The following is a 13836-nucleotide window of genomic DNA, read 5'->3' as shown; positions in this document are numbered from 1 at the left end:
GGTTACGTGCGCTCAGCGAATGAGTAACCTACGGGTTTTCCTCGTAGGCGGTGTAGCGTAACCTGTAGGTACTTGCTCGCTCCCTCTGAAGAAACCTCCAGGTGATGAAAACGCCGACGATCCGCCGTACCATCGACCGACGCGTGGCACCGCTGCGCGAGCACCGGGCGGCCACCGCACGCCCTGCCGGCGGTTGGGTGCGCGCCATCCGGTCCGCGCTGGGCATGTCGACCAGCGACCTCGCCCGTCGCCTGGGCGTGACTCCGGTGGCCGTGCGCAAGCTCGAGAACAGCGAGCGGGCCGCAACCGTGCGCCTGGACACCCTGGCGCGCGCGGCCGACGCGATGGGCTGCGACCTCGTCTACGCCTTCGTCCCGCGCACGACGCTCGAGGGATTCGTGGACCAGCACGCACGGTCGGTGGCCGAGGCGGAGATCCGTCGCGTGGACGCCACGATGGCGCTCGAGGACCAGCGCACCAGCGAGTCCGAGCGCGCACGCCTGCGCGAGGAGCGGGCGCACGCCCTGCGCGACTCGCGCGAGCTGTGGCGCCTGGACGCATGACGCTCGGCCCGGATCCGGACGGCGCGACGCCGCTGGCGGACGACGAGCGCTCGGGTCTGCTCGCGGACTGGATCGCGACGAGAGAGGAGCTCAACGCCGTCGAGCAGGAGAACGTGAGCGAAGCGCTGACGTACCTGTTCGCCCCGAGACGCCGGCACGCCGTCGCCCGGGTGCTGGACGACGCCTTCCTGCGGGAGGTGCACACGCGCATGTTCGGGCAGGTGTGGCAGTGGGCCGGCACCTACCGCACCACCGAGCGCAACATCGGGATCGACCCGTCGCAGGTGCCGATGGCCGTGCGTGACCTCATGGCGGACGCCCCGTTCTGGCTCGCACCCGACACCACCTGGATCTCGCGCGACGAGGCGTTGTGCAAGGTCCATCACCGGCTCGTCGCGATCCACCCGTTCCCGAACGGGAACGGACGGTTGGCACGCGCGTACACCGACCTGCTCGCGCGCACGGCCGGGCAGCCCCTGTTCACCTGGGGCGCGCGCGGCAACCTCCAGAGCGCGACCTCCGCACGGGACGCCTACCTCGCCGCGCTGCGCGGCCTGGACCGGTCACCCGACGATCCCCAGGCGCTCGCGTCACTGGTGAGTTTCGCGCGGTCCTGACGGCGCAGCCTTCCGATTTCACCCCGGCGTGTGCCGGAGTGGCGCGGCTTGCACTGTTTGGTCGGCCTCGTCCTGGTGATACTGGACCATGACCGAGGCCCAGGCGATCCGCGAGCTCGTGCAGGCAGGGCTTGCCGAGCCCGCCGCGGACGAGTCGTTCGACCGCTTCGCGAGGCTCGTGCGGCGCCAGCTCGGGGTCTCGTCGGCGCTCGTCACGCTCGTGCTCGCGGACGAGGCGGTGCTGCCCGGCGCGCTGGGGCTGCCGGAGCCCTACCAGTCCGAGCGGCGCACGCCGCTCAGCCACACCTTCTGCCAGTTCGTCACGAGCGACGCGCGACCGCTCGTCGTCGAGGACGCCCGCGCCGTGCCGCACCTGGCGCAGCTGCGCGCCGTGGACGACATCGGCGTCGTGTCCTACGCCGGGTTCCCGATCTTCGATCCCCACGGCCGCGCCGTCGGCTCGCTCTGCGCGTTCGACAGCATGCCGCGTCACTGGTCGGACGAGGACCTCGCGACCCTCGCCGACCTCGCCTCTGCGTGCACGTCGGAGCTGCGGCTGCGGCTCGCACGCGAGCGGGCGCGCCGGATGCAGCGCGTCGCGCTCACGGCGAACCGGCGGTCGCGACTCCTGCTCGAGCTCTCGGAGTCCTTCGCGGCGGCGACGTCGGTGCACGACGTGGCCGAGCGGCTGGTCACCGTCGGCGCGGTCATCGGCGCGCGGTACGCAGGGCTGGCCATGCTCGACGCGTCGGGCACGCGGCTCGAGTACGCGAGCCTCGACCACCTGGAGCCCGGCGTCCCCGCCTCGTTCCGGCGGATGCGGCTCGACGCGCAGCGCGGGGCGGCGATCGCGGCGCGCACGCGCGAGCCCGTGTTCTTCCGCGACCACGACGAGTACACCCGCGCGCTGCCCGAGGCCGCGGCACTCCTCGCCCCGGACGGCGTCGAGGCCCGCTCGTTCCTGCCCGTGGTGTCCGGCGCGCGGCTGCTCGGTGTGGTGGCCCTCGCGTGGGACGGGCCGCGCGAGTTCGACGCCGACGCCTTGAAGACCGAGACGGCGATCGCGTCGTACGTCGCGCACGCCCTCGACCGGGTCCGGCTGCTCGAGGAGCGGCACCGCGTGGCGACGACGCTCCAGGCCGCGATGCTCACGGAGCTCCCTGCCGTGCACAGCGCGGAGCTCGCCGCGACGTACGCGTCCGCGACGCGCACGGACCAGGTCGGCGGTGACTGGTACGACGCCGTCGTGCTCGACGACGACGCGTTCGTCCTCATGATCGGGGACGTCACGGGCCACGACATGCGGGCCGCGGCCCAGATGGGTCAGCTCCGCTCGATGCTGCGCACGTTCGCGTGGTGCCAGGACGAGCCGCCGGCGACGCTCCTGCGGCTGCTCGACCGCGCGAACCGCGGACTGGCGCTGCAGGCCAGCGCGACGGCCCTCGTCCTGCGGCTCGACCGCAGCCCGCGCGGCTTCGACGTCACGTGGTCGAACGCGGGCCACCCCGCGCCGCTCGTGCTGCGTGCGGACGGCACGGTCGACACCTTCGACGCCCACCCGGACCTGATGCTCGGCGTGCTGCCCGGCACCGAGCGCCACGACCACCGGGGCGAGCTCGCGCCCGGGGACACCCTCCTGCTCTACACGGACGGCCTCGTCGAGCGACGCGGCACGTCGTACCAGGCTCGGCTCGCCGAGCTGCGGGCGACGCTGGCCGGCTTCGCCGGCACCGCGACGTCCGCGCTCCCGGACGCCCTCGTGCGCCGGCTGGTGGCCGGCGAGGCGCGCGACGACGTCGCGGTGCTCGCGCTGCGCGTGCGTCACCGGGTCGTGCGCCGGCCCGCGCCCGGCCGGCCCAGCGTGCTGACGCGTGCGGTCGGGCACACGTCCGCGGACATCGGGCCGACGCGGCGCTGGGTCGACGACGTCCTGGAGAGCTGCGATGTCGCGCCCGCGGTGCGCCGGATCGCGATGCTCCTCACGAGCGAGCTGCTGACCAACGCCGTCCAGCACGGAGCCGCGCCCGTCGAGGCGCAGCTGGAGGTCGCCCACCGCCTGCTCCGCATCGGTGTGCGCGACGGGTCGACGACTCCTCCGCGGCTGATGTCGCCGGGCCCGCACGAGACCGGTGGGCGCGGGGTGCAGTTCCTCGAGCGGTGCGCGGCGCGCTGGGGCGTCGACCAGCACGCCGGCACGGAGCGCGACCACGACGTCCCGGGCAAGACGGTCTGGTTCGAGCTCGAGACGGACGGCTGAGCCTGCCCCTGTGCCGTGTCGGAGGCCCGGCGTAACGTGTGACGTGGGCCACCTCCCTTCAGGCCGAGCCGCGCGCTCACGACCCTCGAGACCCTCGAGACACCGAGAGGCAGCAACCATGACCGACCTCGCCACGACGTCCTCCGCCCGGACGGCGGCACCAGCTCCCCTTCCCCACCGCGACGAGCTCGACGCCGTGCTCGACGGTCACCGGCGCGAGCTCACGGGCTACTGCTACCGCATGCTCGGCTCGGCCTTCGAGGCGGACGACGCGGTGCAGGAGGCCTACCTGCGCGCGTGGCGATCGTACGACCGGTTCGAGGGTCGATCGTCCCTGCGCTCCTGGCTCTACCGCATCGCGACCAACGTCTGCTTCGACATGCTCGGCTCGCGCAAGCGGCGAGAGCGCCCGATGGGGCTGGGCGGGCCGCAGCCGGCCGAGGTCGAGTACCTCGGTCAGGTCCTGCCCGAGGAGACCTGGGTCGAGCCCGTGCCCGACGACCGCGTCCTGCCGCACGACGGCGACCCGGCCCAGGTCGCGGTCGGTCGCGAGAGCATCCGCCTGGCGTTCGTCGCCGCGCTCCAGTACCTCCCGCCCAAGCAGCGTGCGGTCCTGCTGCTGCGCGAGGTCCTGCGGTGGCAGGCGAGCGAGGTCGCCGAGCTGCTCGGTGCGTCCGTGGCGTCGGTGAACAGCGCGCTGCAGCGTGCCCGCGCCACGCTGGCGGCGCGCGCGCACTGGGACAGCTCAGGGCTCGGCGGCGACGAGGACCTCGCCGGCGGCGACGCCCCCTCCGACGCCGGGGCCGCCATGCCGTCGGCCCCCGTGGACCAGGAGCTGGGCGCGGACGAGAAGCAGCTGCTCGAGCGGTATCTCGACGCGTTCGAGCGCTACGACATGGACGCGCTCGTCGCCCTCCTGCACGCGGACGCCACCCTCTCCATGCCGCCGTACCCGCTGTGGATGCGGGGCACGGACGACATCGTGCAGTGGATGACGGGCCCCGGGTGGGAGTGCGAGGGTTCGCGGCTGATCCCCGTGGCGGTGAACGGGACGTTCGGCTACGGCCAGTACCGCCGCGCCGAGGGCGGCGGGTACGAGCCGTGGGCGCTCCAGGTGGTCGAGACGGAGGGCGGGCGCGTCACGGCGATCAACGCGTTCCTGGACACGGCGGCGTGGTTTCCGCTCTTCGGCCTGCCGGAGCGCCTCGAGGACTGAGGGGCTCTCGGCAGGCCGGCAGCGGGTCAGCCGAAGGTCTCGAGCAGCGCGCTCCGCTCGGCCTCGGTGAGGTTGGTCGCCACGAGCGTGCCGTGCACACCGTGGAACCGCTCACCGACCCTGTCGACGTCGCCGTCCTCGGTCACGACGAACAGCGCGGACGAGCCCGGCGTGACCCCGGCGCGGATGCGGTCGAGCTGGTCTGAGTCGATCCCGACGGCGGCCATCGCCTTCGACGCGGCCCCGATCGCCGCACCCGCGGCCACCCCCAGGACGGGCACGAAGAACAACGAGCCGAGGAGGAGTCCCCAGAAGGCGCCCCACCCGCTGCCGCGCCACTCGTCCTGGTGGCCGCGGCGCGTCGTCGGCTTCGCGGCGCCCTCCGGCCACGACACGACGGCCGTGTCGACGATCCTGATCGCGCCCTCGGACGCGGAGCCGTGCAGGATCGACGACGCCTCGTCGGCTCCCTCGGGAGAGTCGAACTTCCACACGGTGAACGTGGCCATCGTCGGCTCCTCTCGTCCCGGGGCTCTCAGCCGAGCAGCTTGGCCTTGGCGGCGGCGAACTCCGCGTCGCTGAGGACGCCGGACGCGTGGAGCTGACCGAGGCGCTCGAGCTGGGCGAGCAGGTCATCCTGACCGGTCGTGGCCGGAGCTGCGGCGGGAGCGGGAGCGGGCTGCGCGTACTGCGCGGCGGCCTGCTGAGCGGCAGCGTCGATGCGCGCCTGCTCTTGCTGGGCGGCGGCCTGCTGCGCCTCCCACGACTGCTGCTGGCGGTTCGTCTGGCGGCGCTGGACGGCGCCGGCGGTGGCGGATGCGGTGCCTGCGATGACGGCGGTGCGGGCGGCGGTCCCGATGAGGCCGGGGCGGCCCATGCGGCGGAGGGGCATCGTTCTACTCCAAGTCTTCAGAGGTCTTCAGAGGTCTTCAGAGGTCTTCAGAGTTCTTCTGAGCGTTCTTCGGGACGTTCTTCCGGACGTGCCCCAGGATGCTCCGCGGGATCGCGCTGCGGGGCGTCCGGGTCACGCGCGGCGTCAGTCCTCGACGAGGGCGAGGTCCGCGACCTCGTTGACGACCTCGGCGGGGATGCGCTCGCTGAGCAGCACCACACCACCTGCGTCGTTCGTGGCCGCGATCACGCCGCGTGCCCAGGTGTGCTCGACGACGAGGACGAGCGCGGACGTGCCGGGCGCAAGACCCGCCGCGATGTCGTCGAGGTCCTCCTCGCCGGCGAGGCCGGCGCCGGTGAGCTCGACGTCGGTGATCTCGAGCTCGTCGCCGAGGTCGGTGACCTCGAGGAGCTCGACGTCGCCGTCCTCCGAGCGACGGACGACGGCGAGGTCGAGCAGCGTGACCGTCCCCGCGGAGAGGACGTCGAGGACCGAGGTCTGGACGTCGGCCGGGATGCGGTCGGCCGGGAAGGCGATCGCGACGATCTCGACCGGACCGAACGTGGACGTTGCCATGGGTGCTCCTAGCGTCGGGTGCTTCTCGGTGACGGGGTCTCGGGTGCGTTCTGCCCGCGGTTCTCGACGGGCTCCGGTGCGGTCGTCAGCGTGCGGCACGTTCCGCCTCGTCGCCGTGGACGACGAGCGCCCACAGGACGAAGACGTCGAGCACGATGGTGACGAGCGACCACCACGGCGTGACCTGCAGCGTGGTGAACTGCGCGATCGCGTTGAGGACCACGAGGACGATCGCGACCATGCGTGCCCAGCCCTTGCCGGACAGCAGGGCGAAGCCGGTGAGGACCAGCAGCACGCCGATCACGAGGTGGATCCAGCCCCACGTCGACACGTCGAGGACGACCACCCCGGCGTCGGTCACGCCGACGAGGCTCTTCGGGGAGAACACCGCGACGAGCCCGCTGATCGCGTTGAAGAATCCGAGCGTCACGAGGACGATCCCGGCGAACCAGACCCAGCCGACCCATGCCGAGACCTGCGACGAACGTGCCATGTGAGTCCTCCTGGGCATCCGGACGGCGAGACGTGGGCGTGCGCGTCGATCGTGGCACTACCCGCCGCGCTCGGCATCCGGAAGACGAGCCCACCCGTCGGGAGGGACGTCGCGGCGTGGCCGCCGGGCCACCGCACCGTCACGCCGCTAGGTTCGTCGCATGACGACGTCCCTTCCCGCCGACGGACCGGCCGACCCGACGGACCGGCCGCAGCGCCGGGCGGACGACCCGTGGTCGGGCGTGCCCGACGACGGCACGCGCCCCGTCCAGCACGACTCCCGCCGTCCGCCGCGCTGGGTCTCGCGCGCCCTGGCGATGGGGGTCGTCGCCGTCTTCGTCGCGATCTTCGCGTGGTACGCGCTCGGTCAGCTGCAGGCGCTCGGCGTGAACATCCTCATCGCGTTCTTCATCGCGCTCGCTCTCGAGCCGATCGTCGTGTGGCTCGTCCGGCACGGGTGGCGGCGCGGCGCGGCGGCGGGGGTCTCGCTCATCGGGTCGATCCTCGTCGTGCTCGTCGTGCTCGCACTCTTCGGGAACCTGTTCGTCCAGCAGCTCATCCAGCTCGTCCAGACCCTCCCGGAGGTGTACGAGCAGATCCGCGAGTTCGTCCAGGAGCGGTTCGACCTCGCCCTCCCGGAGTCCGACGAGCTGCTGCGTCAGGCGTTCGAGCAGTTCGGCCAGGACGTCGCGTCCGGGGCGATCCTCGTCGGGACGACGATCATCGGCGCGATCTTCGCGGCCCTGACGATCCTCCTCGTCACCTACTACCTCCTCGCGGCCGGGCCGCGCTTCCGCGCCGGGGTGTGCCGCTGGCTCACCCCGAACCGCCAGGAGGAGGTGCTGCGCCTGTGGGAGATCACCCAGGTCAAGGTCTCCGACTTCATCAACTCGCGCATCGTCCTCGCCGCGCTCTCGAGCGCTTTCACGCTCGTGTTCCTGCTCATCGTCCAGACCCCGTACGCGCTGCCGCTCGCCGTCTTCACCGGTGTCGTCTCGCAGTTCGTCCCGACGATCGGTACCTACATCGGCGGCGCGCTGCCCGTCGCGGTGGCGCTCACGTCGCAGGGGCTGCCGCAGGCGCTCGCCGTGCTCGCGTTCATCATCGGGTACCAGCAGCTCGAGAACCTGTACTTCTCACCCAAGGTCTCCGCCCGCGCGCTGGAGATGAACCCGGCGGTGAGCTTCGTCGTCGTGCTGGCGTTCGGCGCGGTGTTCGGCGCCCTGGGTGCCTTCCTCTCGCTGCCGATCGCCGCGACGATCCAGGCCGTGGCCAACACCTACCTCCAGCGGCACGAGCTCATCGAGTCGGACATGCTGCGCGACCCCGAGAAGAAGGACCACGGGGGCTCGGGCCAGGACAAGCGGGACCGCAAGGCTCGCCGGCGGCGCACCAACCAGGAGGCCGCCCGGGAGGCGGCCCGGACTGTCGACGAGCGCCGCGAGCAGGGGATCGAGTAACCGTCCCGCGACCCGTCCGTCAGATCGACGCGATGCCGTCGCCGAGCATCTTGGCGCCCAGCACGAGCAGGAGCACGGCCATGATGACGGCGTTGTTGTGGGTCATCCAGGTCTTGAGCCCGTCGAGCATCGTGGCGGCGCGATCACCCATGAACAGGTAGATGAAGACCGGCGTCGCGACGCCGACGCTCGCGACGAGCGCGAAGACGACCGACGCGACGACCTTGGCGTTCGTGTCGTCGCCGGCCGCCGTCGCGATCGCCACCCCGCCGGAGACGACGAGCAGCAGGTTCTTGGGGTTGATCGCCCCGAGGAGCACCGCGAGCCCCGCCGCCTTGGGCGGCGTGAAGCCGTCGATCGCTGCCATCCACTTCGGCGCGGGCGGCTCGACGCCCTCACGCGGACGTCCGCGCCACTGCTTCACGGCGAGGAACAGCAGGGCCAGGCCGAGGACGATCTTGAGGATCGCCGCCCAGAGCGGGGGGCCGGCGTCCTCCCCGTCCGCGCCGGCGCCGGCGAGCAGGGCGACGACGAGCGTCACCGCACCGACGGCGACGAACCACCCGATGAGGAACGAGAACGCGTTCGCCTTCGCTCGCCCGCTGACGAGCATGAGCACGACGGCGACGATCGGCAGCGGGCTGATGAGCACACCGACCGCGACGGGGAGGGACTGACCGATCGCAGCGCCCATGCAGGCCTCCTAGATGACGGTGAGGTGCGGGGTGACGTGCCGAGGTGAGGTGCGGGAGGTGGCGCGACCGGGTGAGGTGCGGGAGGTGGCGCGACCGGGTGAGGTGCGGGGGGCGGGTCGTGCCGGGTCGTGGTGGGTCTGGCGGGAGCGGCCGAGGAACGAGGCCGCGGATGGTAGACCCGGCACGACCCGCCCCCCGCGCCTCACTTGTTCGACGAGCTCCGGCGGGAGCCGCGCGGGAGCTCAGGCGTTCTCGTCGAAGGCCGCGCGGAGCTTGGCCTCCTCGTCCTCGGAGAGGTTCGTCTGGATGAGCTCGCCGTGGATGCCCTCGGCCTGGAGCGCGTCGTGCACGCGGTCGAGCACGGCACCCGAGGTGAGCACGAAGAGCGCCGACGTGCCCGGGGTGACCTTGCTGCGCACGGAGTCGATGAAGTCGTCGTCGATGCCGACGTCGGTCAGCGCACCGGCGATGGCGCCGGACGCCGCGCCGATCGCGGCGCCGAGCAGCGGGATGAAGAAGATGAGGCCGAACAGCAGGCCCCAGAACGTGCCGCCGAGCGCGCCGGCCGCGCTGGTGCTGTTCCCCTGGCGGGTCTTCGGCTTCTTCTTGCCCTCCTCCCAGGACACGGTCGCCGCGTCCTGGACCTGGATGAGCTCTTGCTTCTGCAGGGCGAGGAGCGCGTCCTCGAGGCGCTGGGCGCCGTCAGGGGTGTCGAACTTCCACACGGTGAGCGTTGCCACGTCTGACCTCTCTCAGTTCTCGAGCAGTGCGTCGGCGCGGTGGCCGCGCGAGTCGCGTCGAACGTATCGCCGGGGGCCCTGTTCCGCGCGGCGAGCGGCGCCCGGCGTCGGGGAGGCCGCTCGGGTGGCGGTCCCGACGGATCCCGGAAGGATCGGTCCCGGACGGTTCACCACGAGCGGAGGTCAGGTCGATGTCAGGTTCCGGGAACGGGCGGCCCGCGGCAGACGCCGCCGGGCAGGCGGGGGCCGCCGTCGCCCGACGTCGGACCCCGCTGCTCTTCGGGTCCTTGCGGGGCTACCAGAAGGCGTGGTTGCAAGGCGATCTCGTCGCGGGGCTGACGGTGTGGGCGGTGCTCGTGCCGGAGTCGTTGGCGTACGCGACGATCGCGGGCGTCTCGCCGGTCGTGGGCCTCTACGCGGCGGTGCCGTCGTTGATCCTGTACGCCGTGTTCGGCAGCTCGCGGCACCTCGTGGTGGGGCCCATGTCGGCGACGGCAGCGCTGTCGGCGAGCGTCGTGGCGGTGTTCGCGCCGGGCGATGCCGCGTTCTATGCCGCGCTGACCACGGGCATCGCCCTGGTCACCGGGGTGCTGTGCCTCGTGGCGGGCGCGGCGCGACTGGGGTTCGTGGCGTCGTTCATCTCCGAGCCCGTGCTCAAGGGCTTCATCGTGGGCATGGCGCTGATCATCATCATCGGTCAGGTACCTGCGTTGCTCGGGGTGGAGAAGGGTGAGGGGAACTTCTTCGAGAAGCTGTGGGCGATCCTCACCGAGCTCGGCACGGCGAGCGGCACGACGGTCGTCCTGGGCCTGGTGACGCTCGCGATCCTCCTCGCGATCAAGCGGTGGGCACCGAAGGTGCCGGGCTCGCTCGTCGCGGTGCTCCTCGGCATCGGCGCGATCCTGCTGCTCTCCCTCGACGACCGCGGCGTGGAGATCGTCGGCCCGATCGACGCCGGCCTGCCCGCCCTCGGCTTCCCGGACATGAGCTGGGCCGACTACACGGCGCTCATCGGTCCGTGCGCCGGGGTGATGCTCGTCGGGTTCGCCGAGGCGCTGGGCGCGGCGAAGGAGTATGCCGCGCGCGAGGGTTACGACATCGACCCGAACCGCGAGCTGATCGGCATGGGGGCCGCGAACCTCGGTTCGGGCATCGCGTCCGGGATGGTCGTCAACGGCAGCCTGTCCAAGACCGCGGTCAACGGAGGCGCGGGGGCCAAGAGCCAGGTCTCGGGGCTCACCGCGGCGGTGTTCGTGGTCCTCACGCTCCTGTTCCTCACGCCCGTGTTCGAGTCGCTGCCCGAGGCCACGCTCGCCGCCGTCGTCATCGCGGCGGTGATCGAGCTCGTGGACGTCAGGTCGCTGCGGCGCCTGTACGGGTACGCGAGCCACCTCTCGAGACGGCTCTACGGCGGCACCGCTCGACACGACTTCTGGGCCGCGGTCGCGACGACCGCCAGCGTGCTCGTCTTCGACACCCTGCCGGGCCTCGTCATCGGCGTGCTGCTCTCGTTGCTCCTGCTGCTCAAGCGCGCCTCGCGCCCGCACGTCGCGCGCCTCGTCCGCAGCCCCGAGGGCACCTGGGTCGACGGCGCACGGCGGGCGGCGCTCGGCCAGCCGGCCGGGGAGGACGTCCCCGGCGTGCTGGTGGTGCGTGTCGAGTCCGGCCTGTTCTTCGCCAACGCCGACGCCGTGCGAGGCACGATCCGAGACCTCACCACGGCCGAGCGTCCGCGGACCGTCGTCATCGACGCCGAGACGGTGCCGTTCCTCGACTCCGCCGCCGCCCAGATGCTCATCACGCTCCGGACCGACCTCGGACGCCTCGGCGCCACGCTCGTCCTGGCGCGCGACGTCGGCCAGGTCCGCGACGAGCTGCGCGCCGTCGTCGGGCGCGACGAACGGCCGACGCTGTACCCCGACATCGACAGCGCGATCACCGCCGAGACCGACGCCGGCCCGGCTGTCTAGGCCGTCGTGGGGTGACCGGCTCAGTCGTCGAGGCTTCCCATCGTCAGGTTGATCGTGGTCCCGGTCAGGCCGCTCGCCCTGTCGGACGCCGCGAAGGCGGCAACCTCCGCCATCTCGGCGAGCGTCATGAGCCGTCGCGGGTGGGTCCTGCTCGCGAGGCGTTCCTGCCACTCCTCCCACGTGAGGCCGGTTGCCGCCGCGCGCGGCTCGAACGCCTCCCGGATGGTGCTCGACTCGGGCATCGCCTGCGGGCGGAGTCCGACGACGCGGATGCCGTGAGGACCGAGCTCGGCCGACAGCCCGCGCGTGAGAGCCTCCTTCGCTGCCATCGCGGGACCGTACGCGCCGACCAGCGGGGCACCTGTGCGCGCCAGGAGCGCCGTGACCGTCATGATCACTCCCGACCGCTGCGCCAGCATCCTGCGCGCCGCGTGGCGCGCGGTCAGGAAGTAGGAGCTCGCGTAGTCGGCCACGGGACCCGAGAACCGCGCGGCGTCGAGGTCGACGAGCGGCACGCCGACGACGCTCGCGTCGGGGACGCCGACGGCGTTGAACGACACGTCGAGCCGGCCCCAACGGTCGACGACCGCCGTGAGGTGCGCGTCGATCGCCTGCTCGTCGAGGGCGTCGACCTCGGCGACCTCCGCCGCGCCGCCCCGCGCGACGATGTCGGTCGCCACGGCCTCCAACGGTTCCCGGCGACGTCCTGTGAGGTGGACGCGCGCGCCCTCGCGTGCGAAGCTCCGGGCCACAGCGCCGCCGACGGCGCCACCGGCCCCGTACACGACCGCGATCTTGTCTGCCAGCAGCATGGTGCTCCTCCATCCGGGCGCGGCGCGCGCCCGCCTCGTGGACGCGGACGACGGCGCGAGACGGCCGTCGACGGTACTGACACCGCGGAGGTGGGAAAGTGGGCACCACGACCGAGAGCGAAGGTGGTGGCGCAGTGGACGACGAGGCCGGCCTGCTCGCGAGGGCGCGCGCCGGCGACGACGTGTCGTTCGACGCGCTGTGCCGGCCCTACCGGCGAGAGCTCCTGGTTCATTGCTATCGGATGCTCGGGTCGTACGAGGACGCCGAGGACGTGCTGCAGGAGTCCTTGCTCGCGGCCTGGCAGGGCTTGGCACGGTTCGAGGGCCGCGCGTCGGTCCGCACCTGGCTCTACCGGATCACCACCCGCCGGTGCCTGAACGCCCTGCGCACAGCACGGCGGCGACCCGCGAAGGCATGGGACGTGCCTGGTGTCGAACCCCCGCGGCCGACCCGGCTCGGAGAGGTCACGTGGGTGCAGCCGTTCCCGGACGCGCTCCTCGTCGGGACGCCCGAGGAGCCCGGCCCGCAAGCCCGCTACGAGAGTCGCGAGGCGATCTCCCTCGCGTTCGTGACCGCGCTCCAGCTCCTGTCCCCGCGCCAGCTCGCCGCCCTCGTGCTGCGTGACGTCGTCGGCTTCCCCGCCCGGGAGGTGGCGGCCGTGACGGGGACGACCGTCGGCGCGGTCACGAGCGCGCTCCGGCATGCACGCGCCACGCTGCGACGGCGTGCCGACGCGCACGACGTGCCGCCCTCGCCGGGTTCCGAGGCCGAGGCAGCGGTCGTCGCGCGCTTCGTTCGCGCCTATGAGGCGGCCGACCTCGAGGCCCTGGTCGCGTTGCTGACGGACGACGTCGTCGCCTCGATGCCGCCGATGCCGTTCGAGTACGTCGGTCGCGAGGCGGTGGCCGCGCTCTGCGGTGCGATCTTCGGCGCCGGGCGGCGGTTCGACCTCGTGGGGACGCGCGCGAACGGACAGCCCGCGTTCCGCATGTACCTCCGAGGGGACGGCGGTCCTCAGCCGGCGACGGGGCTCCTGGTCCTGACGCTCGCAGGCGACCGCGTGAGCGCGATGACGCGGTTCGACGCCGGTGTCACTGCCCGGCAGTGGCGGCGCGGATCCGCTTCTGCTCCTGGCGGCGGTCCCACCAGCGGGTGAGCACGAGCCATCCGAGGAGCCAGCCGCCGAGCGCGCTGATCAGCCAGACGACGACCGTCGTCCCGACCCACGTCGCCGTGCCCGAGATCTCGAGGCCGTCGCCGATGAGCGTCGCGACCCAGAGGGCGAGGAACGTCGAGACGAGGCCGATGCCGCCCAGCACGGCCGACGCGTACTTGCGCGCCATGTTGAAGACGAAGGGCGCGAGGACAGCCTGCGCGACCGCGAAGATCAGCACGGCGACGACGAAGCCGGACGCGTGCAGCGTCACGTCCTCGAACAGGCTCGAGGCGACGAGCAGGCCCACGGCCGCGAGCACCACGTTGATGGCGAAGCTGAGCAGGAACCGGATCATGCCGTAACCGTGCTCCGACCCCGCAGGTTCCGCA

Annotated in this window: 15 protein-coding genes; 7 read left to right on the top strand and 8 right to left on the bottom strand. The window is 72.4% G+C overall.

Going from position 1 to position 13836, the window contains the following annotated elements; genetic code table 11:
• Nucleotides 1-104 precede the first annotated feature (104 nt).
• From AC4H2H_RS06635 to AC4H2H_RS06620, 4 genes are all read left to right on the top strand, one after another.
• On the top strand, nt 105-563 hold the full coding sequence (locus tag AC4H2H_RS06635) for a mobile mystery protein A (RefSeq protein ID WP_494370010.1): 459 nt from the start codon (nt 105-107) through the stop codon (nt 561-563).
• Nucleotides 560-1180 carry a mobile mystery protein B gene (locus AC4H2H_RS06630; protein ID WP_494370009.1) on the top strand — a complete coding sequence of 207 codons (621 nt, stop codon included), beginning with the start codon at nt 560-562 and terminating at the stop codon, nt 1178-1180. Before AC4H2H_RS06635 ends, AC4H2H_RS06630 begins: the two co-directional genes overlap by 4 nt.
• Before the next feature lie 88 nt (nt 1181-1268).
• The gene (locus tag AC4H2H_RS06625) at nt 1269-3437 is read left to right on the top strand and encodes a SpoIIE family protein phosphatase (protein WP_494370008.1); all 2169 of its coding nucleotides are present in this window, start codon (nt 1269-1271) and stop codon (nt 3435-3437) included.
• Between the two features lie 118 nt (nt 3438-3555).
• Nucleotides 3556-4653 carry a sigma-70 family RNA polymerase sigma factor gene (locus tag AC4H2H_RS06620; RefSeq protein ID WP_494370007.1) on the top strand — a complete coding sequence of 366 codons (1098 nt, stop codon included), beginning with the start codon at nt 3556-3558 and terminating at the stop codon, nt 4651-4653.
• 26 nt (nt 4654-4679) lie between these two features.
• On the opposite strand, the gene AC4H2H_RS06615 is transcribed toward AC4H2H_RS06620, so the two are convergent.
• The 4 genes from AC4H2H_RS06615 to AC4H2H_RS06600 form a co-directional block, all read right to left on the bottom strand.
• Nucleotides 4680-5162 (bottom strand): DUF1269 domain-containing protein, encoded by a 483-nt coding sequence (locus AC4H2H_RS06615; RefSeq protein WP_494370006.1) that lies wholly within the window; start codon nt 5160-5162, stop codon nt 4680-4682.
• Nucleotides 5163-5188: 26 nt separating this feature from the next.
• Complete coding sequence (locus AC4H2H_RS06610) at nt 5189-5545, bottom strand: SHOCT domain-containing protein (RefSeq protein WP_494370005.1); 357 nt, start codon at nt 5543-5545, stop codon at nt 5189-5191.
• A 144-nt stretch (nt 5546-5689) separates the two neighbouring features.
• On the bottom strand, nt 5690-6121 hold the full coding sequence (locus AC4H2H_RS06605; RefSeq protein ID WP_494370004.1) for a DUF6325 family protein: 432 nt from the start codon (nt 6119-6121) through the stop codon (nt 5690-5692).
• An 85-nt stretch (nt 6122-6206) separates the two neighbouring features.
• On the bottom strand, nt 6207-6614 hold the full coding sequence (locus tag AC4H2H_RS06600; protein WP_494370003.1) for a DUF7144 family membrane protein: 408 nt from the start codon (nt 6612-6614) through the stop codon (nt 6207-6209).
• A 160-nt stretch (nt 6615-6774) separates the two neighbouring features.
• Here AC4H2H_RS06600 and AC4H2H_RS06595 point away from each other — a divergent pair, with 160 nt between their 5' ends.
• Nucleotides 6775-8073, top strand: coding sequence for an AI-2E family transporter (locus AC4H2H_RS06595; RefSeq protein ID WP_494370002.1), 1299 nt, complete (start codon nt 6775-6777; stop codon nt 8071-8073).
• Between the two features lie 19 nt (nt 8074-8092).
• On the opposite strand, the gene AC4H2H_RS06590 is transcribed toward AC4H2H_RS06595, so the two are convergent.
• Together AC4H2H_RS06590 and AC4H2H_RS06585 are read right to left on the bottom strand one after the other, a co-directional pair.
• Complete coding sequence (locus AC4H2H_RS06590; protein WP_494370001.1) at nt 8093-8767, bottom strand: GAP family protein; 675 nt, start codon at nt 8765-8767, stop codon at nt 8093-8095.
• A gap of 243 nt (nt 8768-9010) precedes the next feature.
• A complete protein-coding gene (locus tag AC4H2H_RS06585; RefSeq protein ID WP_494370000.1) occupies nt 9011-9508 on the bottom strand; it encodes a DUF1269 domain-containing protein in 498 nt (165 codons plus the stop codon).
• A 191-nt stretch (nt 9509-9699) separates the two neighbouring features.
• Here AC4H2H_RS06585 and AC4H2H_RS06580 point away from each other — a divergent pair, with 191 nt between their 5' ends.
• Nucleotides 9700-11478, top strand: a complete 1779-nt coding sequence (locus tag AC4H2H_RS06580) for a SulP family inorganic anion transporter (protein WP_494369999.1) — start codon at nt 9700-9702, stop codon at nt 11476-11478.
• Nucleotides 11479-11498: 20 nt separating this feature from the next.
• On the opposite strand, the gene AC4H2H_RS06575 is transcribed toward AC4H2H_RS06580, so the two are convergent.
• The gene (locus AC4H2H_RS06575; protein WP_494369998.1) at nt 11499-12290 is read right to left on the bottom strand and encodes an SDR family NAD(P)-dependent oxidoreductase; all 792 of its coding nucleotides are present in this window, start codon (nt 12288-12290) and stop codon (nt 11499-11501) included.
• Nucleotides 12291-12388: 98 nt separating this feature from the next.
• On the opposite strand from AC4H2H_RS06575, the gene AC4H2H_RS06570 reads away from it, so the two are divergent.
• Entirely contained in the window at nt 12389-13447 is a 1059-nt protein-coding gene (locus AC4H2H_RS06570) for an RNA polymerase subunit sigma-70 (RefSeq protein ID WP_494369997.1), read from the top strand.
• On the opposite strand, the gene AC4H2H_RS06565 is transcribed toward AC4H2H_RS06570, so the two are convergent.
• Nucleotides 13383-13802, bottom strand: a complete 420-nt coding sequence (locus AC4H2H_RS06565) for a phage holin family protein (RefSeq protein WP_494369996.1) — start codon at nt 13800-13802, stop codon at nt 13383-13385. The genes AC4H2H_RS06570 and AC4H2H_RS06565 overlap by 65 nt on opposite strands.
• Between the last annotated feature and the right edge of the window lie 34 nt (nt 13803-13836).

The sequence above is a fragment of the Cellulosimicrobium sp. BMG9.22 genome, assembly GCF_059159975.1.
Note: the sequence above shows the minus strand (reverse complement) of the source record. Positions and strands in the feature narration are given on the sequence as shown.

What these genes read in the sequence shown, in the direction of transcription:
- AC4H2H_RS06635 (WP_494370010.1), top strand. Translation starts at nt 105, where the DNA reads ATGAAAACGCCGACGATCCGCCGTACCATCGACCGACGCGTGGCACCG.
- AC4H2H_RS06630 (WP_494370009.1), top strand. Translation starts at nt 560, where the DNA reads ATGACGCTCGGCCCGGATCCGGACGGCGCGACGCCGCTGGCGGACGAC.
- AC4H2H_RS06625 (WP_494370008.1), top strand. Translation starts at nt 1,269, where the DNA reads ATGACCGAGGCCCAGGCGATCCGCGAGCTCGTGCAGGCAGGGCTTGCC.
- AC4H2H_RS06620 (WP_494370007.1), top strand. Translation starts at nt 3,556, where the DNA reads ATGACCGACCTCGCCACGACGTCCTCCGCCCGGACGGCGGCACCAGCT.
- AC4H2H_RS06615 (WP_494370006.1), bottom strand. Translation starts at nt 5,162, where the DNA reads ATGGCCACGTTCACCGTGTGGAAGTTCGACTCTCCCGAGGGAGCCGAC.
- AC4H2H_RS06610 (WP_494370005.1), bottom strand. Translation starts at nt 5,545, where the DNA reads ATGCCCCTCCGCCGCATGGGCCGCCCCGGCCTCATCGGGACCGCCGCC.
- AC4H2H_RS06605 (WP_494370004.1), bottom strand. Translation starts at nt 6,121, where the DNA reads ATGGCAACGTCCACGTTCGGTCCGGTCGAGATCGTCGCGATCGCCTTC.
- AC4H2H_RS06600 (WP_494370003.1), bottom strand. Translation starts at nt 6,614, where the DNA reads ATGGCACGTTCGTCGCAGGTCTCGGCATGGGTCGGCTGGGTCTGGTTC.
- AC4H2H_RS06595 (WP_494370002.1), top strand. Translation starts at nt 6,775, where the DNA reads ATGACGACGTCCCTTCCCGCCGACGGACCGGCCGACCCGACGGACCGG.
- AC4H2H_RS06590 (WP_494370001.1), bottom strand. Translation starts at nt 8,767, where the DNA reads ATGGGCGCTGCGATCGGTCAGTCCCTCCCCGTCGCGGTCGGTGTGCTC.
- AC4H2H_RS06580 (WP_494369999.1), top strand. Translation starts at nt 9,700, where the DNA reads ATGTCAGGTTCCGGGAACGGGCGGCCCGCGGCAGACGCCGCCGGGCAG.
- AC4H2H_RS06575 (WP_494369998.1), bottom strand. Translation starts at nt 12,290, where the DNA reads ATGCTGCTGGCAGACAAGATCGCGGTCGTGTACGGGGCCGGTGGCGCC.
- AC4H2H_RS06565 (WP_494369996.1), bottom strand. Translation starts at nt 13,802, where the DNA reads ATGATCCGGTTCCTGCTCAGCTTCGCCATCAACGTGGTGCTCGCGGCC.